Annotated in this window: 17 protein-coding genes; 16 read left to right on the plus strand and 1 reads right to left on the minus strand. The window is 44.7% G+C overall.

Annotation, left to right across the window (positions count from 1 at the left end; translation table 11 throughout):
* Positions 1-23: 23 nt before the first annotated feature.
* From cdaS to ACKTT9_RS17870, 8 genes are all read left to right on the plus strand, one after another.
* Positions 24-647: a sporulation-specific diadenylate cyclase CdaS gene (cdaS, locus tag ACKTT9_RS17835; protein ID WP_407872629.1), complete on the plus strand. Its 624-nt coding sequence runs from the start codon at positions 24-26 to the stop codon at positions 645-647.
* Positions 648-873: 226 nt separating this feature from the next.
* The gene (locus ACKTT9_RS17840) at positions 874-2,616 is read left to right on the plus strand and encodes a methyl-accepting chemotaxis protein (RefSeq protein WP_407872630.1); all 1,743 of its coding nucleotides are present in this window, start codon (positions 874-876) and stop codon (positions 2,614-2,616) included.
* A gap of 286 nt (positions 2,617-2,902) precedes the next feature.
* Entirely contained in the window at positions 2,903-4,012 is a 1,110-nt protein-coding gene (locus ACKTT9_RS17845; protein WP_407872631.1) for a hypothetical protein, read from the plus strand.
* 12 nt (positions 4,013-4,024) lie between these two features.
* Positions 4,025-4,489, plus strand: a complete 465-nt coding sequence (locus ACKTT9_RS17850) for a GNAT family N-acetyltransferase (RefSeq protein ID WP_407872632.1) — start codon at positions 4,025-4,027, stop codon at positions 4,487-4,489.
* A gap of 18 nt (positions 4,490-4,507) precedes the next feature.
* Positions 4,508-5,734, plus strand: a complete 1,227-nt coding sequence (locus ACKTT9_RS17855; protein WP_407872633.1) for an MFS transporter — start codon at positions 4,508-4,510, stop codon at positions 5,732-5,734.
* Positions 5,735-5,848: 114 nt separating this feature from the next.
* A complete protein-coding gene (locus ACKTT9_RS17860; protein WP_407872634.1) occupies positions 5,849-7,129 on the plus strand; it encodes a serine dehydratase subunit alpha family protein in 1,281 nt (426 codons plus the stop codon).
* A gap of 244 nt (positions 7,130-7,373) precedes the next feature.
* Positions 7,374-8,012, plus strand: a complete 639-nt coding sequence (locus tag ACKTT9_RS17865) for a cell wall hydrolase (protein ID WP_407872635.1) — start codon at positions 7,374-7,376, stop codon at positions 8,010-8,012.
* 167 nt (positions 8,013-8,179) lie between these two features.
* Positions 8,180-8,815: an FMN-dependent NADH-azoreductase gene (locus ACKTT9_RS17870; protein ID WP_157326390.1), complete on the plus strand. Its 636-nt coding sequence runs from the start codon at positions 8,180-8,182 to the stop codon at positions 8,813-8,815.
* A 77-nt stretch (positions 8,816-8,892) separates the two neighbouring features.
* Here the strand turns inward: ACKTT9_RS17870 and hflX are convergent, their stop codons facing one another.
* Positions 8,893-10,167 (minus strand): GTPase HflX, encoded by a 1,275-nt coding sequence (hflX, locus tag ACKTT9_RS17875; protein ID WP_407872636.1) that lies wholly within the window; start codon positions 10,165-10,167, stop codon positions 8,893-8,895.
* A 483-nt stretch (positions 10,168-10,650) separates the two neighbouring features.
* Here hflX and ACKTT9_RS17880 point away from each other — a divergent pair, with 483 nt between their 5' ends.
* From ACKTT9_RS17880 to ACKTT9_RS17915, 8 genes are all read left to right on the plus strand, one after another.
* Positions 10,651-11,070: a DUF1801 domain-containing protein gene (locus ACKTT9_RS17880; protein WP_407872637.1), complete on the plus strand. Its 420-nt coding sequence runs from the start codon at positions 10,651-10,653 to the stop codon at positions 11,068-11,070.
* Between the two features lie 193 nt (positions 11,071-11,263).
* Positions 11,264-12,214 (plus strand): ABC transporter permease, encoded by a 951-nt coding sequence (locus ACKTT9_RS17885; protein ID WP_407872638.1) that lies wholly within the window; start codon positions 11,264-11,266, stop codon positions 12,212-12,214.
* Positions 12,215-12,233: 19 nt separating this feature from the next.
* Positions 12,234-13,109 (plus strand): carbohydrate ABC transporter permease, encoded by an 876-nt coding sequence (locus tag ACKTT9_RS17890; protein WP_407872639.1) that lies wholly within the window; start codon positions 12,234-12,236, stop codon positions 13,107-13,109.
* Positions 13,110-13,147: 38 nt separating this feature from the next.
* A complete protein-coding gene (locus ACKTT9_RS17895; RefSeq protein WP_407872640.1) occupies positions 13,148-14,782 on the plus strand; it encodes an extracellular solute-binding protein in 1,635 nt (544 codons plus the stop codon).
* 147 nt (positions 14,783-14,929) lie between these two features.
* Positions 14,930-16,789: a sensor histidine kinase gene (locus ACKTT9_RS17900; RefSeq protein WP_407872641.1), complete on the plus strand. Its 1,860-nt coding sequence runs from the start codon at positions 14,930-14,932 to the stop codon at positions 16,787-16,789.
* Positions 16,782-17,588, plus strand: a complete 807-nt coding sequence (locus ACKTT9_RS17905) for a response regulator (RefSeq protein ID WP_407872642.1) — start codon at positions 16,782-16,784, stop codon at positions 17,586-17,588. The genes ACKTT9_RS17900 and ACKTT9_RS17905 overlap by 8 nt, the downstream gene beginning before the upstream one ends.
* A gap of 247 nt (positions 17,589-17,835) precedes the next feature.
* On the plus strand, positions 17,836-18,606 hold the full coding sequence (locus ACKTT9_RS17910) for an SDR family NAD(P)-dependent oxidoreductase (RefSeq protein ID WP_407872643.1): 771 nt from the start codon (positions 17,836-17,838) through the stop codon (positions 18,604-18,606).
* 277 nt (positions 18,607-18,883) lie between these two features.
* Positions 18,884-20,362: an Lsa family ABC-F type ribosomal protection protein gene (locus ACKTT9_RS17915; RefSeq protein WP_407872644.1), complete on the plus strand. Its 1,479-nt coding sequence runs from the start codon at positions 18,884-18,886 to the stop codon at positions 20,360-20,362.
* Positions 20,363-20,440: the final 78 nt, after the last annotated feature.

Consider the following 20,440-nt stretch of genomic DNA (forward strand, 5'->3'; position numbering starts at 1 on the left):
TACGGTATCCAGAGGTGTACGAGTTGAATCAGATCCGATGCGATGAATCCCCAATGAAAGAACAGCTCAAACTACACATCCAAGAAATTTCTGATGCGCTGCATCATAGCTTACAAATCATAGATAATGAGAATCACTGCATGTTAAGCGATTTAGAGGCGATTCAAGAAAGGTTCAGGAGAGTTGAATCGATTGCCGCTTCCTTTTACATGCAATGTTATTTGTCAGCTTTCTCCATCCAATATTCCGATCTGACCATTGCCGTTGATCACTTGTCGAAACGCCGCCATGGTGCATTGATAGTCATCCAACGCAACGATCCTATAGAGGAACATCTTCATAATGGCATTCCAGTAGGTGCCAAAGTATCGTATTCCTTGTTGGAATCGATCTTCTACCCTGGGAATCCCTTGCATGATGGCGCCGTGTTCATTAGCTACGATCAAATCGTTTCAGCAGCGAATGTCCTTCCCTTATCAGCCACGATTGTAGAAAATAAAAAGTTAGGTACGCGGCATCGGGCGGCAATTGGGATTACAGAACGAACAGATGCTTTGGCTCTGGTTGTATCGGAAGAAACCGGCCAAACTTCATTCGCCTACAAGGGCCAACTGCATCCCATCATCATGTCGGATATTATTATATAGATCCCATAGGATAATAGACCTAAAAAGGCTGCCGAGAATTGAATTCTCGGCAGCCTTTTTTCATAGCTCTGATATGCATTATAGCAACGATTTACATACAAATTTAAATTAGCTATAAAAAATTCGACGGGTTTCGCCGAAATTAAACATAGGATAATTTATCCTGTAAATTAAAGGGAAAACATGACCCCTTACAACAAAAAGAGAAACTTCGGAGGCTAGCAGAATGAAACTCACGCTGTACAAGAAACTTCTTTTTAGCTTTGTCATTGTTTTAGTGCTTCTCACCGCAATTAGTATCACATCTCAAATGCGGATGAAATCGATGGGCGACACCGCCAAACTAACGACGGATAAAGGACTTCCTTCCGTTATCTTACTGGGCAATTTGAACTATGATTTGAAAAGTCTTGACGATCAAATCCTGCGTATTCAATTTAATATGGAGGATAAGACGAAGCAAAACCTAAGTGGTACCGGCATGTTAGAGGAGGAGGCCACGACGTCTCCTGCGGAGAGAGCTCAGTCCTTATTTAATGATATCGAAAAGAAAATCAATCTTCTGGATGGGACTTTCCAGGATGAGAAAGATCTTCAGATGCTCAAAGTATTCAAAGAGCAGTGGACGCAGTACGCTACCGTTTTTCCTTCTACGCTGGAAGCTGCGCAAAAACACGGTGCTGAAGGTCTGGCGCTTATCCAGGTAGCGGATAGTAATTTGGGAAGCTGCTCGTTGCTGATTGAAATGTTCACCAAACGCATTCAGGAAAATGCGGAAGGATGGGCCGCAGAAGTGGAGCATTCTTACCAGGATGGCATTAAGTGGAATACGATTCTTAGTATCTTTGCTATCGTATTAGGCTTAGTTATCTCGTTCCTGATTGCTCGTCACGTCTCCAAACCGATTACGACGATGAGTGCAGCGGCAAGACGCATATCGGATGGGGATCTTTCTGTGAGCTATATAGCATTGAAGCAGAAGGATGAAATCGGAGATCTCAGCGCTTCGTTTGCACAAATGACGGAGCATATGAGAAGTATGATCGAAACGGTGAATGGGCATGCGCAAAGCGTTGCTTCTTCGGCGAAACAACTTCGCATCAGCTCTATTGATATGCAGGAAGTATCCAATCATATCACGCAGACGGTGAAAGACGTAGCTACAGGGGCGGATCAACAGACGCTTACGATGGAAGAAACTTCGCGCTCCATGGAAGAAGTGGGCAGCGGGATATACCGGATGGCTGAAAGTGCTTCAACGATTGCGGAGTCGATCGAGTGGACCAAACAGCAGGCAGAAGCGGGAGGCACCTATGTACAGAACACCGTACAGCAGATGGAATCCATTCATGACTCTGTGCATCAGACAGATCAAGTAATGTCTATGTTGGAGAAAAAATCGCAAGAGATCGGACATATTTTACAAGCAATTCAGGATATTGCTCAGCAAACGAATCTTCTGGCACTTAATGCAGCGATTGAAGCGGCTAGAGCAGGAGAGCAGGGACGCGGTTTTGCTGTCGTAGCTTCTGAAGTGCGTAAGCTTGCCGAGCAATCCGGGCAATTTTCAGGTGAAATTTCCGCTTTGTTGAGTGAAATTCAAGCAACTGTACATGACTCGGGGGATGCGCTCAGCCAAGTCAAAAACGAAGTTCAAACGGGCATTGAGCTCGTGCAAAAAACCGAGCAAAATTTTGGTGAAATTTTGCAGTCCACTACACTAGTGGCGTCACAAATCCAGGAAATGGCTGCAACTTCCGAACAAATGTCGGCTGGCGCGCAAGAGATTACAGCATCTGTGCAACAGGTTGCTTCCATCGCCAAGAAAACGGCGGACTCTTCCCAGGACGTGTCATCCTCCGCTGTGAATCAGCTTGAGACTACAGGTGAAGTAAGAGTCGCAGCACAATCCTTATCGGAGATGGCTGAAGAACTGCAGCAGATCCTGGCTCGATTCCGTATTGCATAGTCCAATACACATGGAAACCCCACAAACCCTTGCGGTTTGTGGGGTTTTATTCGGAAGGACGCCTTGTGCGTTTTTTTGCGTAGATAAGAAAGTATAAGTTTTTTACATTTGCTTCGCTCTAGCTTGACAAACGCGCTCGTCCTAAAGGACGACGAAGTCGTTTATCCTTGTATCTCTGTAATAAATTATTCAACCTTCGGTAAATATGACGTACTGTTGTCAGCTTTACTGTGCTATGCTAGATAAGTTCATGGTAGTTGAAACGGAGACGGAGGACCTTTCAGAGATGGCAGACGCATTAAAAGATATGTACAATCAAGCATTTCTCCAGGAATTCGCAAAAAAAGTTCATAGCGCTTACCAATCTTTCGACGAGGATTCGTTCGTGGAGAAGGTTATGAATGATGACTGGGCAGATTTAGCGTTGAAACAAAGGATGAGGAAAATTACGCTAACGCTCGGCGAGCATCTGCCGCCATCTTATAGCGAGGCGTTGGCCATTTTATATGCAATTGAAGATACTTGTATTGGTTTTCCTTATTTGTTCTTTCCTGATTTTGTGGAAGTATACGGTCACAACAGCGAGCATTGGGAGATGTCCATGCTAGCGCTGGAAAGATTCACATCAAGATCTTCCGCTGAGTTTGCTGTTCGGCCATTTATTTTGCATGATCCCGAACGAATGATGGGGCAGATGTCCGTTTGGGCCGATCATCCGAATGAGCATGTACGCAGGCTCTCTAGTGAAGGATGCCGTCCGCGTCTTCCTTGGGGGCAAGCGCTGGCGGTGTTTAAGCGGGATCCTGCGCCGGTACTGGCCATTTTGGAGAAGCTGAAGGCCGATCCGTCACTTTATGTCCGCAAAAGTGTCGCTAATAATTTGAACGATATTGCCAAGGATCATCCGGCGATCGTTCTGGAGACAGCCGCGCGTTGGAAGGGGAGCAATCCGGATACGGATTGGATCGTGAGGCACGGCTGCAGGACGCTGATTCGCCAAGCGACTCCGGAGGTGCTTGCCCTGTTTGGGTATGCGGTATCACGGGATGACGATCCAATTGCGGATCATGCGGTACTTATAGCCGAGCCGTACGAGCTGATGATTGGCGAGAACTGTGAACTTCGGTACGAGGTTCATGTTCGGCAGGGTGAACCTGTGCATCTGCGAATCGAATACGGGATTGATTTTGTGAAAGCAGGAGGAAAACATTCCCGGAAGTTGTTTCTGCTCTCTGATAAAACCGTACCAGGAGGCTCACGACTATCCGCTGCTAGAACCCATCGATGGGCGGACCTGACGACCCGCCGGCATTACCCTGGCGAGCATCGAATTGTTTTACTCGTGAACGGAAAGGAAGTCGCAGAGACCTCCTTAAATTTAACGACTGGAAACTAGGGGGCTGATTCCGTGAGTCCTATTAATGTCCAGAAAGTTGAGAATCTGGATACTAATTTATTGCTGCCTTTGGCAGAAGAGAGTGCGAGTGAAGGCTTTCGTCACCTAGGCCGATTGATCAAAGAGTATGCGGATGGGAGCAATCAGTTTAATCAAGTTGGAGAAGCTCTTTTCATTGCCACGCTTGGCAGTGAGATTGTAGGGGTCTGCGGACTGAACCGGGATCCCTACGCCGATGGCGTAGATGTCGGACGTGTTCGACGGCTTTATGTTCGGCCAAGCGCACGCAGATTTGGAATTGGGCGAATGTTAATGGCGTCTGTTATTGCGGAAGCGAGAAAAAGTTATCACCTACTTGTGCTTAAAACGGATAACCCTCAGGCTGATATTTTTTATCGCTCAATCGGTTTTTCCTTCAACACGGATTCGAATAATCATACGCACTTCCTTGTGTTGAATGTAACTAACGAATATTGAATGGACTGGAGATTAGGAATGAATTCTTCTTTGTTTCGAAATCGTGCGTTTATCATTTTGATGATTGGTGAAGCCATCCAAGGCGGAGGCATCTGGACCAGCATCATTGCCAATTTGCAATTCATGCAAAGCCATGTTCCGTCTGATTTAGGCAAAAGTCTAATCCTGATGTGCGGGTTATTTCTTGGTGTGCTTATTTCACCGCAAGCCGGTGTGTGGGCCGACCGTTATGATAAGAAAAAAATCCTGCTCATATCAGGGTTCTTTCGTTGTCTTGCTCCGATTTGTATGTTCGCTGCTTTGTATTACCAATCTGTTGCAATCATGTTATTGTCTGTGGTCATTATGCAGTTAGCCGCGACAGTCTATATGCCTACCGTGCAAGCAGCACTGCCGGCAGTCGTTTCAGCATCCGATCTGCTGAAGGCGAATACCGTAAATTTCAACGTGACTACAATTGCAAGGATTGGCGGTACAGCTGTCGCAGGCATTTTGGTTGCCGTCATGAATTTATATACGGTGTATGCATTGTCGCTTGTATTTTACGTGATTCTTGTCCTGCTCATTACGCAGTTGAAGATTACAAATATTACGGATTCTACAATGGTTAAAAAGAAGGAGAAAATCCGTTTCTCCGAGCTGTTTCCGTTCATCCGGCAAGAGCCGGCTGTCCTCATAGCGCTTATCAATAGCGGTATTATCACTTTGTTCTTGGGTGGTTTCAATTTGCTTGTGCTTAAATTTAGCCAAGTCCAACATAAACCGGAACTGATGGGATGGATCTATTCCATTGAAGGAATGAGCATCTTAATCGTAGGTTTATTTGCCAAACGGGTGATCGGCAAGCGAAATCTGGTAACCAGTTCTACGCTATTTATGTTACTATTCGCGATTTCATTTGCTGGCATGTCCTTTAGCGAGAACACCTCTGCCGTACTTGGTTCTTTTGTTTTATTCGGCTGTGCTGTCGCTTTTTTCTTTCCGATGGTTTCGACCCTTTTCCAAATCAAAGTCCCGCAAGACGTTCAAGGCCGTTTTTTCTCATTTCGAGGAATGCTTGACCGTGTCATGTTCCAGGTTGCGCTGCTTGCGACGGGGGCATGTCTGGATTGGTTTGGGATCTCAACCTATTTATTAACATTGGCCGTCCTTACCATTGCAAGTGGTATCTTGACCTTGATCTTGGCCAAACAAAAGTCTGTGGATGTGCGGCAGCCCGCCATTCGAGAAACGGTTAAAGGTTAAGTGAAATTGCGGCTGCACCCAATATTAGAGAGTTGTACGAAATGAAGCAATTATAGTATATTTTAGTCATCATTCAAAAGGTCATTGTACCTTTCGGGCTAGGGGGGGTACATCTTGAAGTCGGAAATATTCATACAGATACTTAGAAATGAGCTAGTTGTTGCGCTTGGGTGTACAGAGCCAGTTGCGATAGCGTTAGCAGCAGCCAAGGCTAGGACGTATGTTAACGGTAAAATAGACAAAATTACGGTGAACGCTAGCGCAGGCATTATTAAGAACGCCTTAGCCGTCGGCATACCCGGAACGGGTCAGACAGGGATTGACTTTGTAGCTGCGCTAGGGGCGATTGCCGGCAATGCGGAGAAACAATTGGAAGTACTTGCGGATATTGACCCAGCCGCTATTTCCGAGGCTCGGACAATGGTGGATGAGGGGATTTCTGTGGTCCATCTCGCTGATACACCAACCAAACTATACATTGAAGTCATGATTGAAGCTGAGCAAAGGTACGCAAAGGTTGTCATTACAGATAACCATACGAATATTACGTTGATAGAAGTCGATGGGAAGATCGTGGATACCGGAGGCTGTGCAAACGCGAGCTTTAAGAGCTCTAAGGAGGACCGGAACTCACTAACGATCGATTCAATTGTTGACTTCGTGAATGCCGTTGATCTTGTAGAGCTCAGTTTGGTCAAGCAAAGCATAGAACTGAATCGCAAGGCAGGGTTAGACGGCTTAACACATTCGTACGGACTTGAGGTCGGTAAGACGATAAAAGAAAACGTGCAGCGGGGAATTTTATCCGATGATCTCATTTCCCATGCGATGGCGCTCGCGGCAGCAGGTTCGGATGCCCGCATGGCCGGCTCCACGATGCCTGTTATGGCGAATTCAGGAAGCGGCAATCAAGGGATTGCCGCGACAAATCCTGTCATCGCGGCAGCAGAGAGGCTCGGCGCCTCCGAGGAGCAACTCATTCGCGCGGTTGCTCTAAGCCATTTGGTCACGATTCATATCAAATCGAAGTTTGGGCGATTATCCGCGTTATGTGGAGTGACCGTATCGGGTACGGGCGCCAGCTGCGGGATTACCTATTTGCTGGGCGGAGGGAAACCCGAGATTCGGGCTGCAATCCAGAACATGCTTGGCAATGTGACCGGGATGATGTGCGATGGGGCCAAAGGCGGCTGCGCCATGAAAGTTGCGACTTGTACAAGCGCAGCGGTACAATCTGCGCTTTTGGCGTCAAAAGGGAAGTCCATCTCCTCAACGAATGGATTCATTGAAAATGACGCCGAGAAAACCATCGAGAACTTCTGTCGGATCGGGAATGAGGCAACGTCCGAGATGGATAAACTTGTTCTCGAAATGATGTTAAATAAGGAATTATAAGCGATTAGCAGCGGTTATTTCATGCGTTTCGAACGGTAAGGACTTGGGGATTAAGCCTCAAGTCCTTTTTTTGCGACCTTTACCGGGATCATCTCCCGAAGTGTATAGGTACAGCTAGAAGCTGGTCTTTATCCGTAGAGCGTGTATGGCGACAACTTGAGTCGGATCAACACCCCTAAATTTGTAATGCTGTATGTTGTTTTCACATGCAGCGCGTAAAAGGAAGAGGAGGTTATCTTGAAACATGAAGAAAAAAGTACAGGCTCTAATTTGCATTTGTTCCTTAGGTATCATGGGGATGGCGGTTCCGGTTAGCGCACAATCATTATCCCAGGGCACACAAAGTGAGCAAGTATTGGATCTGCAAGAAAGATTAAGTGCACTTGGCTACTTTCATGCTGGAATTACGGGTTACTATGGCAGCCAAACGAAAAGTGCTGTTAAGAAATTTCAAGCCAGCTACGGCTTGGCGGTTGACGGTGAAGCCGACTCACTGACATTGTCGAAGTTAAAAAAATCTATTTCACCCAAACAGTCGGTGCTGGATGAGCTGGCACGAATCATTCATTCCGAAGCTCGCGGTGAATCCTTCTTGGGTCAAGTTGCCGTGGGAGCTGTCATTCTGAATCGTGTTCAATCCGAACAATTTCCAGATTCCATCACGGAAGTCATTCATCAACCTGGCCAATTTTCATCTGTTGATGATGGTCAATTTGCTCTCAAACCTAACGAAACAGCTTACCGTGCAGCAGCAGCCGCTTTGAATGGCGTGGATCCAACAACAGGAGCTCTTTATTTTTATAATCCGGTCACTGCCAAAGCATCTTGGAGTAAAAGCAGAATCAAGAAGATTGCGATTGGTCATCACACGTTTACCATTTAGACCTTGAAAGGCTGCCTTGTGCAGTCTTTTTTCAGTATGAATAAAACGCTTACTTATATTGTGTTATACAGTGAAAGTAGATAAATAACATTTTGCTTGCAACTTATTAAAAATAAGTTATAATAGAAATTGTAACAAATAAAATTACAGAATGTGAGAGTGAAACCATGGCAACTGTACTTTATATTACGGCAAACCCTAACGATCACCAAGCTTCCTATAGCATGGCGGTGGGTAAAGAATTTATCGAAACATACCGTGAAGCAAATCCTGGTGACGAAGTTATCCATATTGATTTGTTCAAAACTAACATTCCACAAATCGATGGCGATGTATTGAGCGGCTGGGGTAAACTTGGCTCTGGAACTGAATTCAGTGCACTAACGGCAGATGAGCAAGCTAAAATCGCGCGTCTTGGTGAAATCGTGGATCAATACATATCCGCTGATAAATACGTGTATGTATCACCAATGTGGAACTTCTCTTTCCCTCCAGTTATGAAAGCTTACATCGATGCGATCTGTGCTGCTGGTAAAACGTTCAAATACACAGCTGAAGGTCCTGTTGGTTTGCTGAACAACAAAAAAGCACTTCACATCCAAGCTTCTGGCGGCGTATACTCCGAAGGTCCAGCAGTTGGGTTCGAAACTGGTCACAGCTACTTGAAAAAAATCATGATGTTCACTGGCGTACCTAGCTTCGAAGGTATCTTCGTTGAAGGTATGGCTGCTGCACCTGATAAAGCTGCAGAAATCAAAGCTAATGCAATCGTTAAAGCGAAAGAAGTTGCAAAGCAATTCTAAGATTTATACCTTATATCGAAACAGCGCATCTTTTCAGATGCGCTGTTTTTCTATTTTCAGTTGAGGGTTCTCACGCCTTAAAGTTGCTGAAAATCATCGCGAAACTGATGATAATCGGAGACGCGGCATTCCAGCTTCAGACGGGTTCCGTCCGGTTCATAGTTCGTTGACTGAATGTGGGCATGTTCATTGAAATAGGCGACCAATCGACCCTGCTCATAGGGGATTAATATTTCGCATGCCATGTAATTTTGGAAGATGCGATCGCGAATCAGCTGTGTGAGCTCTTCCATGCCGCTTTGCTGTCTGGCAGAAAGGTAGACGAGATCCTTTTCTACTCGAGGATAGGCATGCTCGGTCAAATCAGATTTGTTATAGGCAAAAATCATGGGAATATGATCTGCGCCCAGCTCTTTCAACGTGTCATTGGTCACTTGAATATGTTTCTCGTAATCGGGATTAGAGATGTCTACGACTTGAATTAACAGATCAGCTTCTGAAACTTCCTCCAAAGTAGAGCGAAATGCTTTAATTAAATGGTGGGGAAGTTGGCTAACAAACCCTACCGTGTCTGTTAATAGAAATGTTTTACGGTCGGGCAAGGTGATACTGCGAACTGAGGTCTCCAACGTGGCGAACAACATGTCTTTGGTAAAAACTTGTTTATGCTGCTTATCTGCTCGCGGATTGTACTGTTCGATCATGGCATTCATCAGACTTGATTTCCCGGCATTCGTATAACCAACGACACATATAACCGGCACCTCATTTTTGCGCCGCTGCTTCCGTTGTGTTTGGCGCCGGCCAACGAGCTTCTCTAACTCGGATTGTAAAGCCGCGATTCGATCCTCGATTTTACGGCGGTCAAGTTCGAGCTTCGTTTCACCTGAACCCCGATTTTTCAAGCCGGCTCCGCCACCTTGGCGTCCTAAAGACTCACGCAATCCGACGAGTCTCGGAAGCATATAGTGGAGCTCCGCGACCTCAACTTGCAGCTGCGCTTCCCGTGTTTGAGCGCGCTCCCCGAAAATATCCAGAATCAAGATCGTTCTGTCAATGACTTTGCAGTCAAGGGAAGATTCCAGATTTCGAATCTGAGAAGGAGTCAATTCATCGTTACATATGACCACTGAGGCGTCCTTGTCGCTAATTAGAGCGGCTAACTCCTGAATTTTTCCCGTTCCGATGTAGTGGGAAGGATTCACACGCGTAACTTTCTGTGATAACTCGCCAACCACTTCAATATGACAGGCTTCAGCCAGGTTGCTTAATTCCTCCATCGAATAAGCAAAATCCGATCGGTTCCATAGATGGACACCGATTATAATCGCTTTCTCTTTCTGTTGTTCCATAGGTCATCATCCTTTCAAATTGGGAAATAAAAAGAAACAACACAAGCAGCAGGCTTGTGTTGTCAGTGGTTGAGAGGACGTTGACTATCATAGTGAATACAAGAAAACAAACAACAGTTGGCCGAGAAGGATACTTCACCTTCCTACAACTGAGCTTCTTGATTCACAGATAGGTGCAACAAATCAGGGTTATAAATGGACAAACATATCCTGAGTCCTCTGTACACAGACAGAATCTTGAGCGCTATTCAATTAGCCGCGCAAAGATCTAACTCGGATAAAATCTATCACACGTAACCCCTCCGTTCGTTTTCGTTATTATCAGATTACCACAAGATCAACCAACTTAGCATTATGAAGGAATCATTATAGTTATTTTTTATTGGCGGACAATAAAAAGGAGTCGTTTTGACAAGTTGCAACGACTCATGATACGTTACTTTTCAAGTCGGTATATCTTATGGAAACGGGTGATTGTATCCCATGTATGAACAAAAGACGAAGGAAAACGATACAAGCGTTTTAGCGTTTATTGAGGATGTCGATAGTCCCAAGAAACGTGAAGACGCCTATAAGCTTCTGGATATCTTTACGGAAACATCCGGCTATCCCGCGAAGATGTGGGGGCCGAGCATCATAGGGTTTGGATCGTATCATTACAAGTATGAGAGCGGACATGAAGGCGATGCGCCGCTTGTTGGATTTTCGCCAAGGAAAGCCAAAATTAGTTTGTATTTCGCAACAGGTGACTCGCAGCGGGAATCACTCCTGCAGGATTTAGGAAAACATACGACAGGGAAAGCCTGCGTTTACATTCATAAAGTGGATGACATCCAAGTAGATGTTTTAAGGTCGTTAATCAAGCAATCGATACAGTTCCTGAAAGAGACATATCCGGATTAAATAGGGGATGGAGCACGTTCTAGCGATGCTTCATCCCTTATTTTTTGGAAACTCCCGGCCGAAATAAGACTTTTCCCCTGCTTTTTTGTCCTTCGCTCGGGTTTTCCACCCTGGCAATTTCCGATAAGCTTAGTCTTGTAAACAATCTAACTCAGAAAGGTTAGCGATAGAGGTCGGACTGGAGGGGATAGTAATGGAACTGGTGACCGCCAGAATCACAGACGCAAAAGAAAAGCCACTACACAAGCAGATAAGGAGGATTTGGAAATATAAGCTGTTGTATGTTCTGTTAGTTCCAGCATTTTTATGGGTTCTTATTTTTGATTATCTTCCGCTTTACGGGGTTAGCATTGCTTTTATGGATTACAACGCCATACAGGGTTTTTCGGGCAGTCATTGGGCAGGTGTCAAATATTTTCACTTGTTATTTGAATCGGAGATGTTTCTGAACGCGTTCAAGAACACACTGCTCATTAGCTTGTACAAAATGATAAGCGGTTTTTTATGCCCTATTTTGCTAGCGCTTGCATTAAATGAAGTCCGAGTTGCCTGGTTCAAAAAATCGCTCCAAACTGCTGTCTATTTGCCAAGGTTCGTTTCCTGGGTCGTTTATGGAGGGATTATCACCCTGCTCCTATCGCCGGAAACTGGGGTTATTAATAAAATCATTGCGTTTTTCGGAGGTGATCCGACTTATCTGCTTGTTGAACCTGCGTATTTTCGAACAATCCTGGTTGTTACGGATGCCATGAAGGAAATGGGCTGGGCGGCTATCATCTATATTGCGGCAATTGCCGGACTCAACCCGGAGGTCTATGAAGCGGCCATTATGGACGGTGCGACACGGTTTCAGCGTATTGTTCATGTTACCTTGCCAGGAATTACAGGAACAATCATCGTCATTTTCATCCTTAGGGTTGGATACATCATGAGCGCAGGGCTTGATCAAGTCATTAACTTATACAATCCGATGGTTTTTGAAGTCGGAGATATACTGGATACGTACATTTACCGTGTTGGGATTGAGCAGTTTAATCTTAGCCTTGCCGCTGCAGCAGACGTTATCAAAGGAGTAATTGGTCTTGTATTGATGGTTGCCGCCAATCAGATGGCCAAACGGTTCAATGATTCCGGCATTTTCTGATAAAAGGGGAAAAGTACCGATGAAGCAAACGAAAGGCGAGAACGTTTTTGTCGCCACGAATTATTTGATACTTACGATCATTACCTTCGTCATTATCATCCCTTTCTGGTATGTAATTTCCGTATCTGTGACGCCTTATCACATTTTCAGTGAAAAGGATGGTTTGATTTTATTCCCAACATCGTTCAGTTTGGAGTACTATGCGTATTTGCTGAAGGAAGGATCGTTAATTTTTGCGGCTTATGGCAATACGATCCGGAATACGGCAGGAGGCGTTCTGCTTGCCTTGTTCCTTACGACCACAGCTGCTTACGCACTTGCGGAGAAGAAATTGCCCGGGCGCAGAATCCTTATGCTTTATTTCATCTTTACCATGTTGTTTAAAGGGGGAATGATTCCCACCTATATTACGATCAAACAGTTAGGGTTGTTGAACACAAATTATGTGCTAATTTTGGTCATGGCTTATAGCGCTTTCAATATGATCATCATGAAATCTTTCTTTGAAGGTATCCCCGAAAGTTTGCGTGAATCCGCTTCCATGGACGGGGCGTCCGAACTTCGAGTCCTATGGCAGATTGTTCTGCCGCTATCCAAGCCAGTTATCGCAACGATAGGGCTGCTCTATTTGGTGGTTTACTGGAACGATTTCTTCAATGCTATGTTGTATGTTACGGATTGGCACAAAGCGCCTGTACAGCTCGTATTACGTACCATTATTGCCAGTTCCAGCCTTCCGCCGGAGCTGCTTGAAGCCGCAGGGGCTACGCCGCCACCTACCATAGGCATCCAAATGGCCGCAATTGTGATTGTTGCACTGCCAATGATGCTGATTTACCCGTTTATTCAAAAGCACTTTGAACAGGGGATGCTGATTGGTTCTGTGAAGGGTTAGAAATATACGATGAAGACAAGTCTAGGAGGTCATATAACATGTCAAATCAAGGTAAAGTTTGGTCGTACAGCGCAATTGCCGCCATATTGGCAGGGAGCGTGACGCTTGCAGGATGCAGCAAAGCTGTCGATCCGGTTGCTGCGACGTCTTCGCCCACTGGAATCACAGGTTCAGCGGTGCCAATAAGTGATGCGCCTTATGAACTGAAATGGCTAAAAGGGCAGGACATATCCAAACCTTATGATCCTTCGAAAGATCTCATCATGCACACCATAGAGAAGAAACTGAACATTAAAATCGTCCCGGAAATGGTCGATGTTCAACAGTATAAAACGAAGTTGAATCTGAAGATGTCGAGCGGAGACATTCCCGATGTGGTGCGGATTGATTTTGCCGATGATTTCCAAAAGTATGCCCAGCAGGGCGCTTTTTACGATCTTACGAATCTCATTAATGAAAAGGATACCCCGAATATTCTCAAGGAGGTACCCAAAGAAGTTTTCGAGCAGGCCAAAGTAAACGGCAAAATTTACGGCATTCCTTATCAAGGGGGGCCGGGAGCAGGATACCGCTGGAATCTAGTCCTGCGTAAGGATTATTTGGAGAGTACGGGCACCCAGGTACCTAAGACACTAGATGAGTATAATGACCTGCTCAAAAAAATCAAAGCGGCTAAACCGGATGTTATCCCGTTAGGCGGCTATACGGCGCAAATCGGCCAGCAGAAATATGCGAATAACTCTTTTGACCATATTTTTGGTGCATTTGGCGTAACTCCGGGTTATTTCACTGAGAAGAATGGTACATTCAGCAATTATGATATTGATCCGAAAATGAAAGAAGCCCTGCTTTATTTGCAAAATATGTACGCGGAAGGTCTCATCGATAAAGAATTCGCGACCATTAAAGAAGAGCAGCTCCGGGCAAAGCTGTTCAGTGGAAAACTATTTTCGTGGATGGGCTGGTGGTCAACACCCAACGATTACGATACCCAAGTGGAAACCAATGAGCTCAAGAAAAGCGGGAAGCTCGCTTCCGACGGGAAGTTGCCGGATCAGTCCTTTCAACCACTTAAATATTTGACTTTGACGGACTCCATTGTTGGTGCGGATGGTAAAGCCGTAGCGCCAGCTGGAGCGCCATTCGGACAAATGCACGCCGTCAGCGCGAAAACGAAAGATCCTAAAAAGGTTCTGTCCATCATCGAAAATTCCTTGTCACTGGAGAACCAAATGCTAACCGTATGGGGCATAGAAGGGGAAGACTACAAAATCGATAACGCCAAGATGAAGCTGGTTACCGATTTGCTTGATCCCAAGACACAACAAGATAAGAACGGGAATTTCCGTGGTGTTCAAAGCTATCTGTTCGCGCCAGGCTTAAAGGGCTGGCCTCGATATTTGGAGTCGCTGCCGCTAAGACAATCGCAGGCTTTGGATATAGCCATCAACAACAAATTTCAAATTACGGATGCCTCCAACTATCTGGATTCACCTACGAAAATCGCGAAACTTGTGGAACTGAACACAATGCGGGATTCCGTCTTTACCCAAATTATTATGGGTGCGGACGGGAAGAAGTTCGACGAATTTGTGGAAAAATGGAAGTCACAAGGCGGCGCACAAATCCTTAGTGAATTAGAAGCTTCTTTTAAGAAAAAATCTGGTAAGTAGTACGACAACCAACCTGTGCAGGACTGTGCTAATCATTTGGTGTATGATTAAGCTATAGTCGGACCGCAGTTGAATGGCTGGAGCCCCTCTGGAGATATGAAAAGCTGGGGCTTCTGCAATAACACCGGTGAAAAAGGGTAGGTATGAATGGCTATTCGGATACGAAAACAAAGAGGCAGCTCAGGGTTATTGTCAAGGCTCAGTCTTCCTATATTTGCTTTGATTGTCACATTCATCGCCCTATTTGCGACGGCAGCCAGTTACATCCTTATCCGCGTGCAGAACGACCATTCCATCAAGATGGCGGAGCAATCCATGAAATTCGTTTATAGAAATATCGAATATCAATTTGATACGATGAATAACGTAGCGGCTTTTGTATTAAGCAATCAATCCATTGAAAATTTGCTCATGAATACCTATCAACAGCCTTACGAAGCGGCAGACGATTACTACACCTTGCAGACGAATTTGCAAAATCTGTCTTTATTGTCACTCCTGAACGATTTCGGCTCAGGTAATATCGCGCAGCAATCGTACGTCGTATCCGTTATATTGGAACCGGAGAGCGGGCTATATGCGATGGCTCCGGATCATTTTTATCCGACTACAGGAATTTATAAAAATAGCGATTTGCAAAATCAAGAATGGTTTCAAAATCTGAGCAGCGGGAAACAACAGAATGCTTGGTGGGGTCAAAAGACGGATTCAAACCTAGCCATGATTTATTCCGCAAGGAAAAAAGCAAGCCTCAAAGACGGCCGTAGCATCGGTACGGTGATTGTCGGTGCGGATACCCGCAGCATAAAAGGCGTGTTCGATAATGCTCCTCTAGATCAGGGCTTTCATCTGCTGCTTGACGAAAACAATCGTGTCATTTATGGCGAGCGCCACGACTTTCTCACGAATGCCGGAGAACTGCCCTATGTTTCTCAATTAAAAGGAGCCGAAGGTACCCTCGAAACGAAAATAGATGACGAAACTTACAGGGTCATGTTCGAGACGCTGAAGAATGGATGGAAGCTTCTCGCCGTAGCTCCCAACAGTCATTTCAGCAGGTACACTTTCGCCATTTCAGCAATTGGTGCAGCCACGGCAGCAGCTGCCTTACTCATTGCAGGGTTATGGCTCCGAAAAATTGTCGTGAGGGTCACGGTTCCTATCACGAAACTGGTAACAGCCATACAGCGCCCGGAAGTTGTGGAGTTCAAAGTGCCGCTTCCTTCACAAAAAACGGGGATTTATGAAGTTGATGAGCTGAACCAGAAGTTCGCATCTATGCTCGTAACGATTCATAAACTGATCGAAAAGTCGTTTACCGAAGAAATAGAACGCCGTCAGCTTCAATTGGAGCTGTTACATGCCCAAATCAATCCCCATTTCCTATACAACACTTTGGATTTAATTAACTGCAGGGCCATTATGATAGGAGATCGGGAGACAAGTCAGGTTGTACGTTCGCTTGCCAACGTATTTCGCTATGGCTTGAATCGGGGACAGACCTGGATTTCCTTGGAAGATGAGATCAAACAAGTTGAAGCTTATCTCCATATTCAGCAAATGATGATCGACGATTTGACCTTTGATATCCAATTGCCGAGTGAACTTCGGTCCGCATCTGTCGTTCATCTAATTTTGCAACCGCTAGCAGAAAACGCTATCATTCATGGATTTGTTGAACGCAAGACAGGCTGCCGAATTGTCATTTCTGCCAGAGTAGAGCAGGGAGAGCTTGCAATCAGGGTCGAAGATAACGGCCGTGGCTGTGATGCGGATAAAATGAATCGTATGCTTGGGCACCATTTTGTACGAGACGAACAATTTTCACCCGAACCAGGAAGCGGGTACGGCACCATGAATGTACACAGGAGAATTCAATTGTTTGTCGGAGACGAATTTGGTTTGCGGTATCTAAAAGTTGCGGAGGGTATGGGCACCTGTGTCGAAGTTGTTATGCCTTATCGTTCAGAACAAGCTGTAGCCAGAAAGGATGCTTCGAATGTTTAAGCTGCTGATCGCGGAAGATGTGAAAATCGTGCGAGAGACTTTGGTTCGTGCGATTCATTGGGAGGCACTAGATATAAAGCTACTAGGAGCTGTAGAGAATGGGCAAGAGGCGCTTGACTGGTTAGAACGCGAGAAGCCGGATCTTCTCTTGACAGATGTCGGCATGCCCAAGATGAACGGATTGGAATTGATTGAGATTATCAAATCCCGTAACCCGGATATTCGCTGTATCATTTTATCAGGACTAAACGAATTTGAGCATGCCAGACAGGCCATTAAGCTGCAAGTGCTGGATTATGTGCTGAAACCAATCGATCCTGATGCTATTGAGAAAGTACTTGCAAATGCGGTTGACGTGCTGCGCAAGGAGAGGGAAGAACGTCTCGCGCTAAAGATGGCAGAGAAAGCAGCCAAGGAATCGCTTCCCAATTTGACTGAAACCATGCTTCATAGGGAATGGAGCGGGAATTTAAAAAAGAAGAAGCTGGTTGAACAGGCGATACAGTATATGAAAAAAGGTTATATGCGCAAGGAGTTGTCACTATCGGATGTAGCGGATGCCGTAGGGTTAAGCGAAAAATATCTTAACCTGCTGGTTAAAGAAGTAACAGGGGTTACGATGAACCATGCCATTATTCGTCTTCGTATGGAAGAGGCGGCAAGGCTTCTGAAGGATCCAGCCATTAAAATCTATGAAGTCTGCGACAGAATCGGGTATACAGATCAGGATCATTTCAGAGAGAGTTTTAAGAAGCAGTATGGGGCCACGCCTTCTGAATATCGGAACAAATTTTTATAACGGTGCTCATCCTAGTTGTTTTCCCCACATGTTCAGTTCATTATTCAGCGGATAGAAGGGTATTGTGAAATACGAGAATGATCGTCGCAAAATAATTCTTTACTGATCGTTCTCAATATGCTAAGATACTTTCAGTAAGGACGACGTCATCCTGTTTCAAAAAAAAGAAACAGAGCGTGACTGTTTTTTTTGATAATTTAAGAATGATCATTCTTAAACAAATTATATGCTAAAGGAGAGATAAAAGATGGGAAAATTGAATGGGAAAGTTGCTTTAATTACAGGTGGAAGCAGCGGAATTGGTTTTGAAACGGCGAAATTATATGTGGCCGAAGGTGCGAAGGTGGTTATTACCGGTCGTAATCAGGAAGCGTTGGACGCGGCAGTGGAGAGGCTTGGTGCATCTAACGTACTTGCCGTGCAGGCAGATGCGACTGATCCAACAAGTGCAGAAGAAGCTGTATCCAAAGCGGTCGAGACATTCGGTCGTCTAGATGTTGTTTTCGCAAATGCGGGTATTTCCGGTTATACGCCTGTTGGAGGGACTGAACTTACTCTTTTTGAGAAAATTATGCAAGTAAACGTGACTGGCGTATTTTTCACCGTTCAAGCTGCTTTGCCTCATCTGAAATCAGGAGCTTCCGTGATCTTAAACGGCTCCGTACTGGCTAAAGGAGGAAGCCCGGGTTATGCAGCTTATGCCGCAAGTAAAGGTGCAGTGACCAGTATGGCCAGAGTGTTTGTTTCAGAATTATCACCACACGGTATTCGAGTAAACACGATTGTCCCTGGAGCTACGCGGACGCCAATTTGGGGTCAACCAGAGGGATTGTCAAAAGTTGAAGCCGCGTTAGCGCCTAAGATTCCAATGAATCGCTTGGGTGAACCTGTGGAGATCGCCAATGTGGCTTTGTTCCTGGCTTCTGATGATTCTTCCTTTGTGCAGGGGGCTGAAATTAGCGTAGATGGTGGCGCGGGATCATCCCCGATGGGCGCACCAGCTTATCGCCAGGCTTAATTGTATTGATTTTTAAAAATGAGTTTGTTATACTTTATTTAAATTTTCAGGAGTGGAGTTGAAGGCATAATGTAGGTTTTCTTGCTAACGGTAAAACATTAAAGCGATTTTTCGCATGTTTTATTTCGTATGCAAGAAAGTTACATTATCTTTCACTCAAACGATACAAGATATCCTTATTTAACTCCGTCCAGGGGTTAATTAACTGTATTTATTTGAGCTACAAGAATGTAACTTTCTTGTAGCTTTTATTTTTTTTATACAGGAGGATCTATCTATGTCATTAATAAACGTTACAAACTTAACGTTCGCTTACGAAGGAAGTTACGATAACATATTTGAAAACGTCAATTTCCAAATCGATACCGATTGGAAATTAGGCTTTACAGGAAGAAATGGAAGAGGGAAAACAACGTTTCTCAATCTGCTGCTTGGTAAACTTGAATACAGTGGATACATTTCCGCTAATGTAAGCTTCGAATATTTCCCGTTTCCCGTTGAGAAGAAAAGTAATAATACGATAGATGTCATCAATGACATTTATCCCGACTATATTCATTGGCAGTTAATGCGCGAGCTTTCACTTTTAAAGGTTTCCGAGGATGTGTTGTACCGGCCATTTGACTCCTTATCCAACGGAGAGCAAACGAAAGTGCTGCTGGCTACGTTGTTCATCAAAGAGAACAGTTTTCTTTTAATTGATGAGCCGACCAACCATCTCGATATGAAAGCAAGAAAACTCGTTAGCGATTATCTCAAATCGAAAAGTGGATTTATCTTGGTATCGCATGACAGATCCTTTCTCGATAACTGTGTAGATCACATTTTATCCATCAATAAGACCAACATTGAAATTCAAAAAGGTAATTTTTCAAGTTGGTGGGAAAATAAGTCGCGGCAAGATCACTTCGAGCTGGCAGAGAACGAAAAACTTCGAAAAGACATCAAACGATTGTCAGATTCCGCCAAAAGGACGGGGAACTGGTCGCACGAAGTGGAAAAAACAAAAAACGGAACAAGAAATTCCGGATCCAAGGTAGATAAAGGTTATATTGGCCATAAAGCTGCAAAAATGATGAAACGATCTAAAGCCATTGAGCAAAGACAGCATTCGGCTATCCAAGAGAAGTCGAAACTCCTCAAAAATATCGAGAGCTCAGAAAGCTTAGAAATTTCGCAGCTTGCTTTTCACAAAAACCAGCTGGTTGAGCTTGATCATGTTTCCATTTATTACGGCGAGAAGACCGTATGCTCAGATCTAAGTTTCACGATTGATCAAGGTGAGCGTATTGCGCTTTCAGGTCAAAATGGCTCTGGAAAATCAAGTATCATCAAGCTAATTTGCGGCGAGGATATGAACTACACAGGCAATATTCGAAAGGACAGCCAGTTAAAAATATCCTACGTGTCGCAAGACACATCGCACCTTCATGGAAATCTATCTGACTATGCTGCCGAATGTGGGATTGATGAAAGTCTTTTTAAATCCATTCTAAGAAAGCTGGATTTTTCCAGAATTCAGTTTGACAAGGATATTTCATCGTATAGCGGCGGACAAAAGAAAAAAGTATTAATTGCAAAAAGTCTGAGTGAGCAGGTACATTTGCATATTTGGGATGAACCGCTTAATTTTATAGATGTCATTTCTCGGATGCAAATTGAAGACTTGCTGCTCGAATATTCACCGACGATTCTGTTTGTAGAGCATGACCGGGAATTTTGCCATAACGTTGCAACTAAAATTGTAGAGCTTTAGATCTTAAGCTGCCGTGCCTAGAAACGGCAGCTTTATTAGTTCAAATGCAATTCTCATTTGAAAAATGGGATGTCATCG

It is taken from the genome of Paenibacillus sp. P36 (assembly GCF_045866505.1).
GTDB classification, from domain to species: Bacteria; Bacillota; Bacilli; order Paenibacillales; family NBRC-103111; genus Paenibacillus_E; species Paenibacillus_E chondroitinus.

What these genes read in the sequence shown, in the direction of transcription:
- ACKTT9_RS17840 (WP_407872630.1), top strand. Translation starts at nt 874, where the DNA reads ATGAAACTCACGCTGTACAAGAAACTTCTTTTTAGCTTTGTCATTGTT.
- ACKTT9_RS17845 (WP_407872631.1), top strand. Translation starts at nt 2,903, where the DNA reads ATGGCAGACGCATTAAAAGATATGTACAATCAAGCATTTCTCCAGGAA.
- ACKTT9_RS17855 (WP_407872633.1), top strand. Translation starts at nt 4,508, where the DNA reads ATGAATTCTTCTTTGTTTCGAAATCGTGCGTTTATCATTTTGATGATT.
- ACKTT9_RS17865 (WP_407872635.1), top strand. Translation starts at nt 7,374, where the DNA reads ATGAAGAAAAAAGTACAGGCTCTAATTTGCATTTGTTCCTTAGGTATC.
- ACKTT9_RS17870 (WP_157326390.1), top strand. Translation starts at nt 8,180, where the DNA reads ATGGCAACTGTACTTTATATTACGGCAAACCCTAACGATCACCAAGCT.
- hflX (WP_407872636.1), bottom strand. Translation starts at nt 10,167, where the DNA reads ATGGAACAACAGAAAGAGAAAGCGATTATAATCGGTGTCCATCTATGG.
- ACKTT9_RS17880 (WP_407872637.1), top strand. Translation starts at nt 10,651, where the DNA reads ATGTATGAACAAAAGACGAAGGAAAACGATACAAGCGTTTTAGCGTTT.
- ACKTT9_RS17885 (WP_407872638.1), top strand. Translation starts at nt 11,264, where the DNA reads ATGGAACTGGTGACCGCCAGAATCACAGACGCAAAAGAAAAGCCACTA.
- ACKTT9_RS17890 (WP_407872639.1), top strand. Translation starts at nt 12,234, where the DNA reads ATGAAGCAAACGAAAGGCGAGAACGTTTTTGTCGCCACGAATTATTTG.
- ACKTT9_RS17895 (WP_407872640.1), top strand. Translation starts at nt 13,148, where the DNA reads ATGTCAAATCAAGGTAAAGTTTGGTCGTACAGCGCAATTGCCGCCATA.
- ACKTT9_RS17900 (WP_407872641.1), top strand. Translation starts at nt 14,930, where the DNA reads ATGGCTATTCGGATACGAAAACAAAGAGGCAGCTCAGGGTTATTGTCA.
- ACKTT9_RS17905 (WP_407872642.1), top strand. Translation starts at nt 16,782, where the DNA reads ATGTTTAAGCTGCTGATCGCGGAAGATGTGAAAATCGTGCGAGAGACT.
- ACKTT9_RS17910 (WP_407872643.1), top strand. Translation starts at nt 17,836, where the DNA reads ATGGGAAAATTGAATGGGAAAGTTGCTTTAATTACAGGTGGAAGCAGC.
- ACKTT9_RS17915 (WP_407872644.1), top strand. Translation starts at nt 18,884, where the DNA reads ATGTCATTAATAAACGTTACAAACTTAACGTTCGCTTACGAAGGAAGT.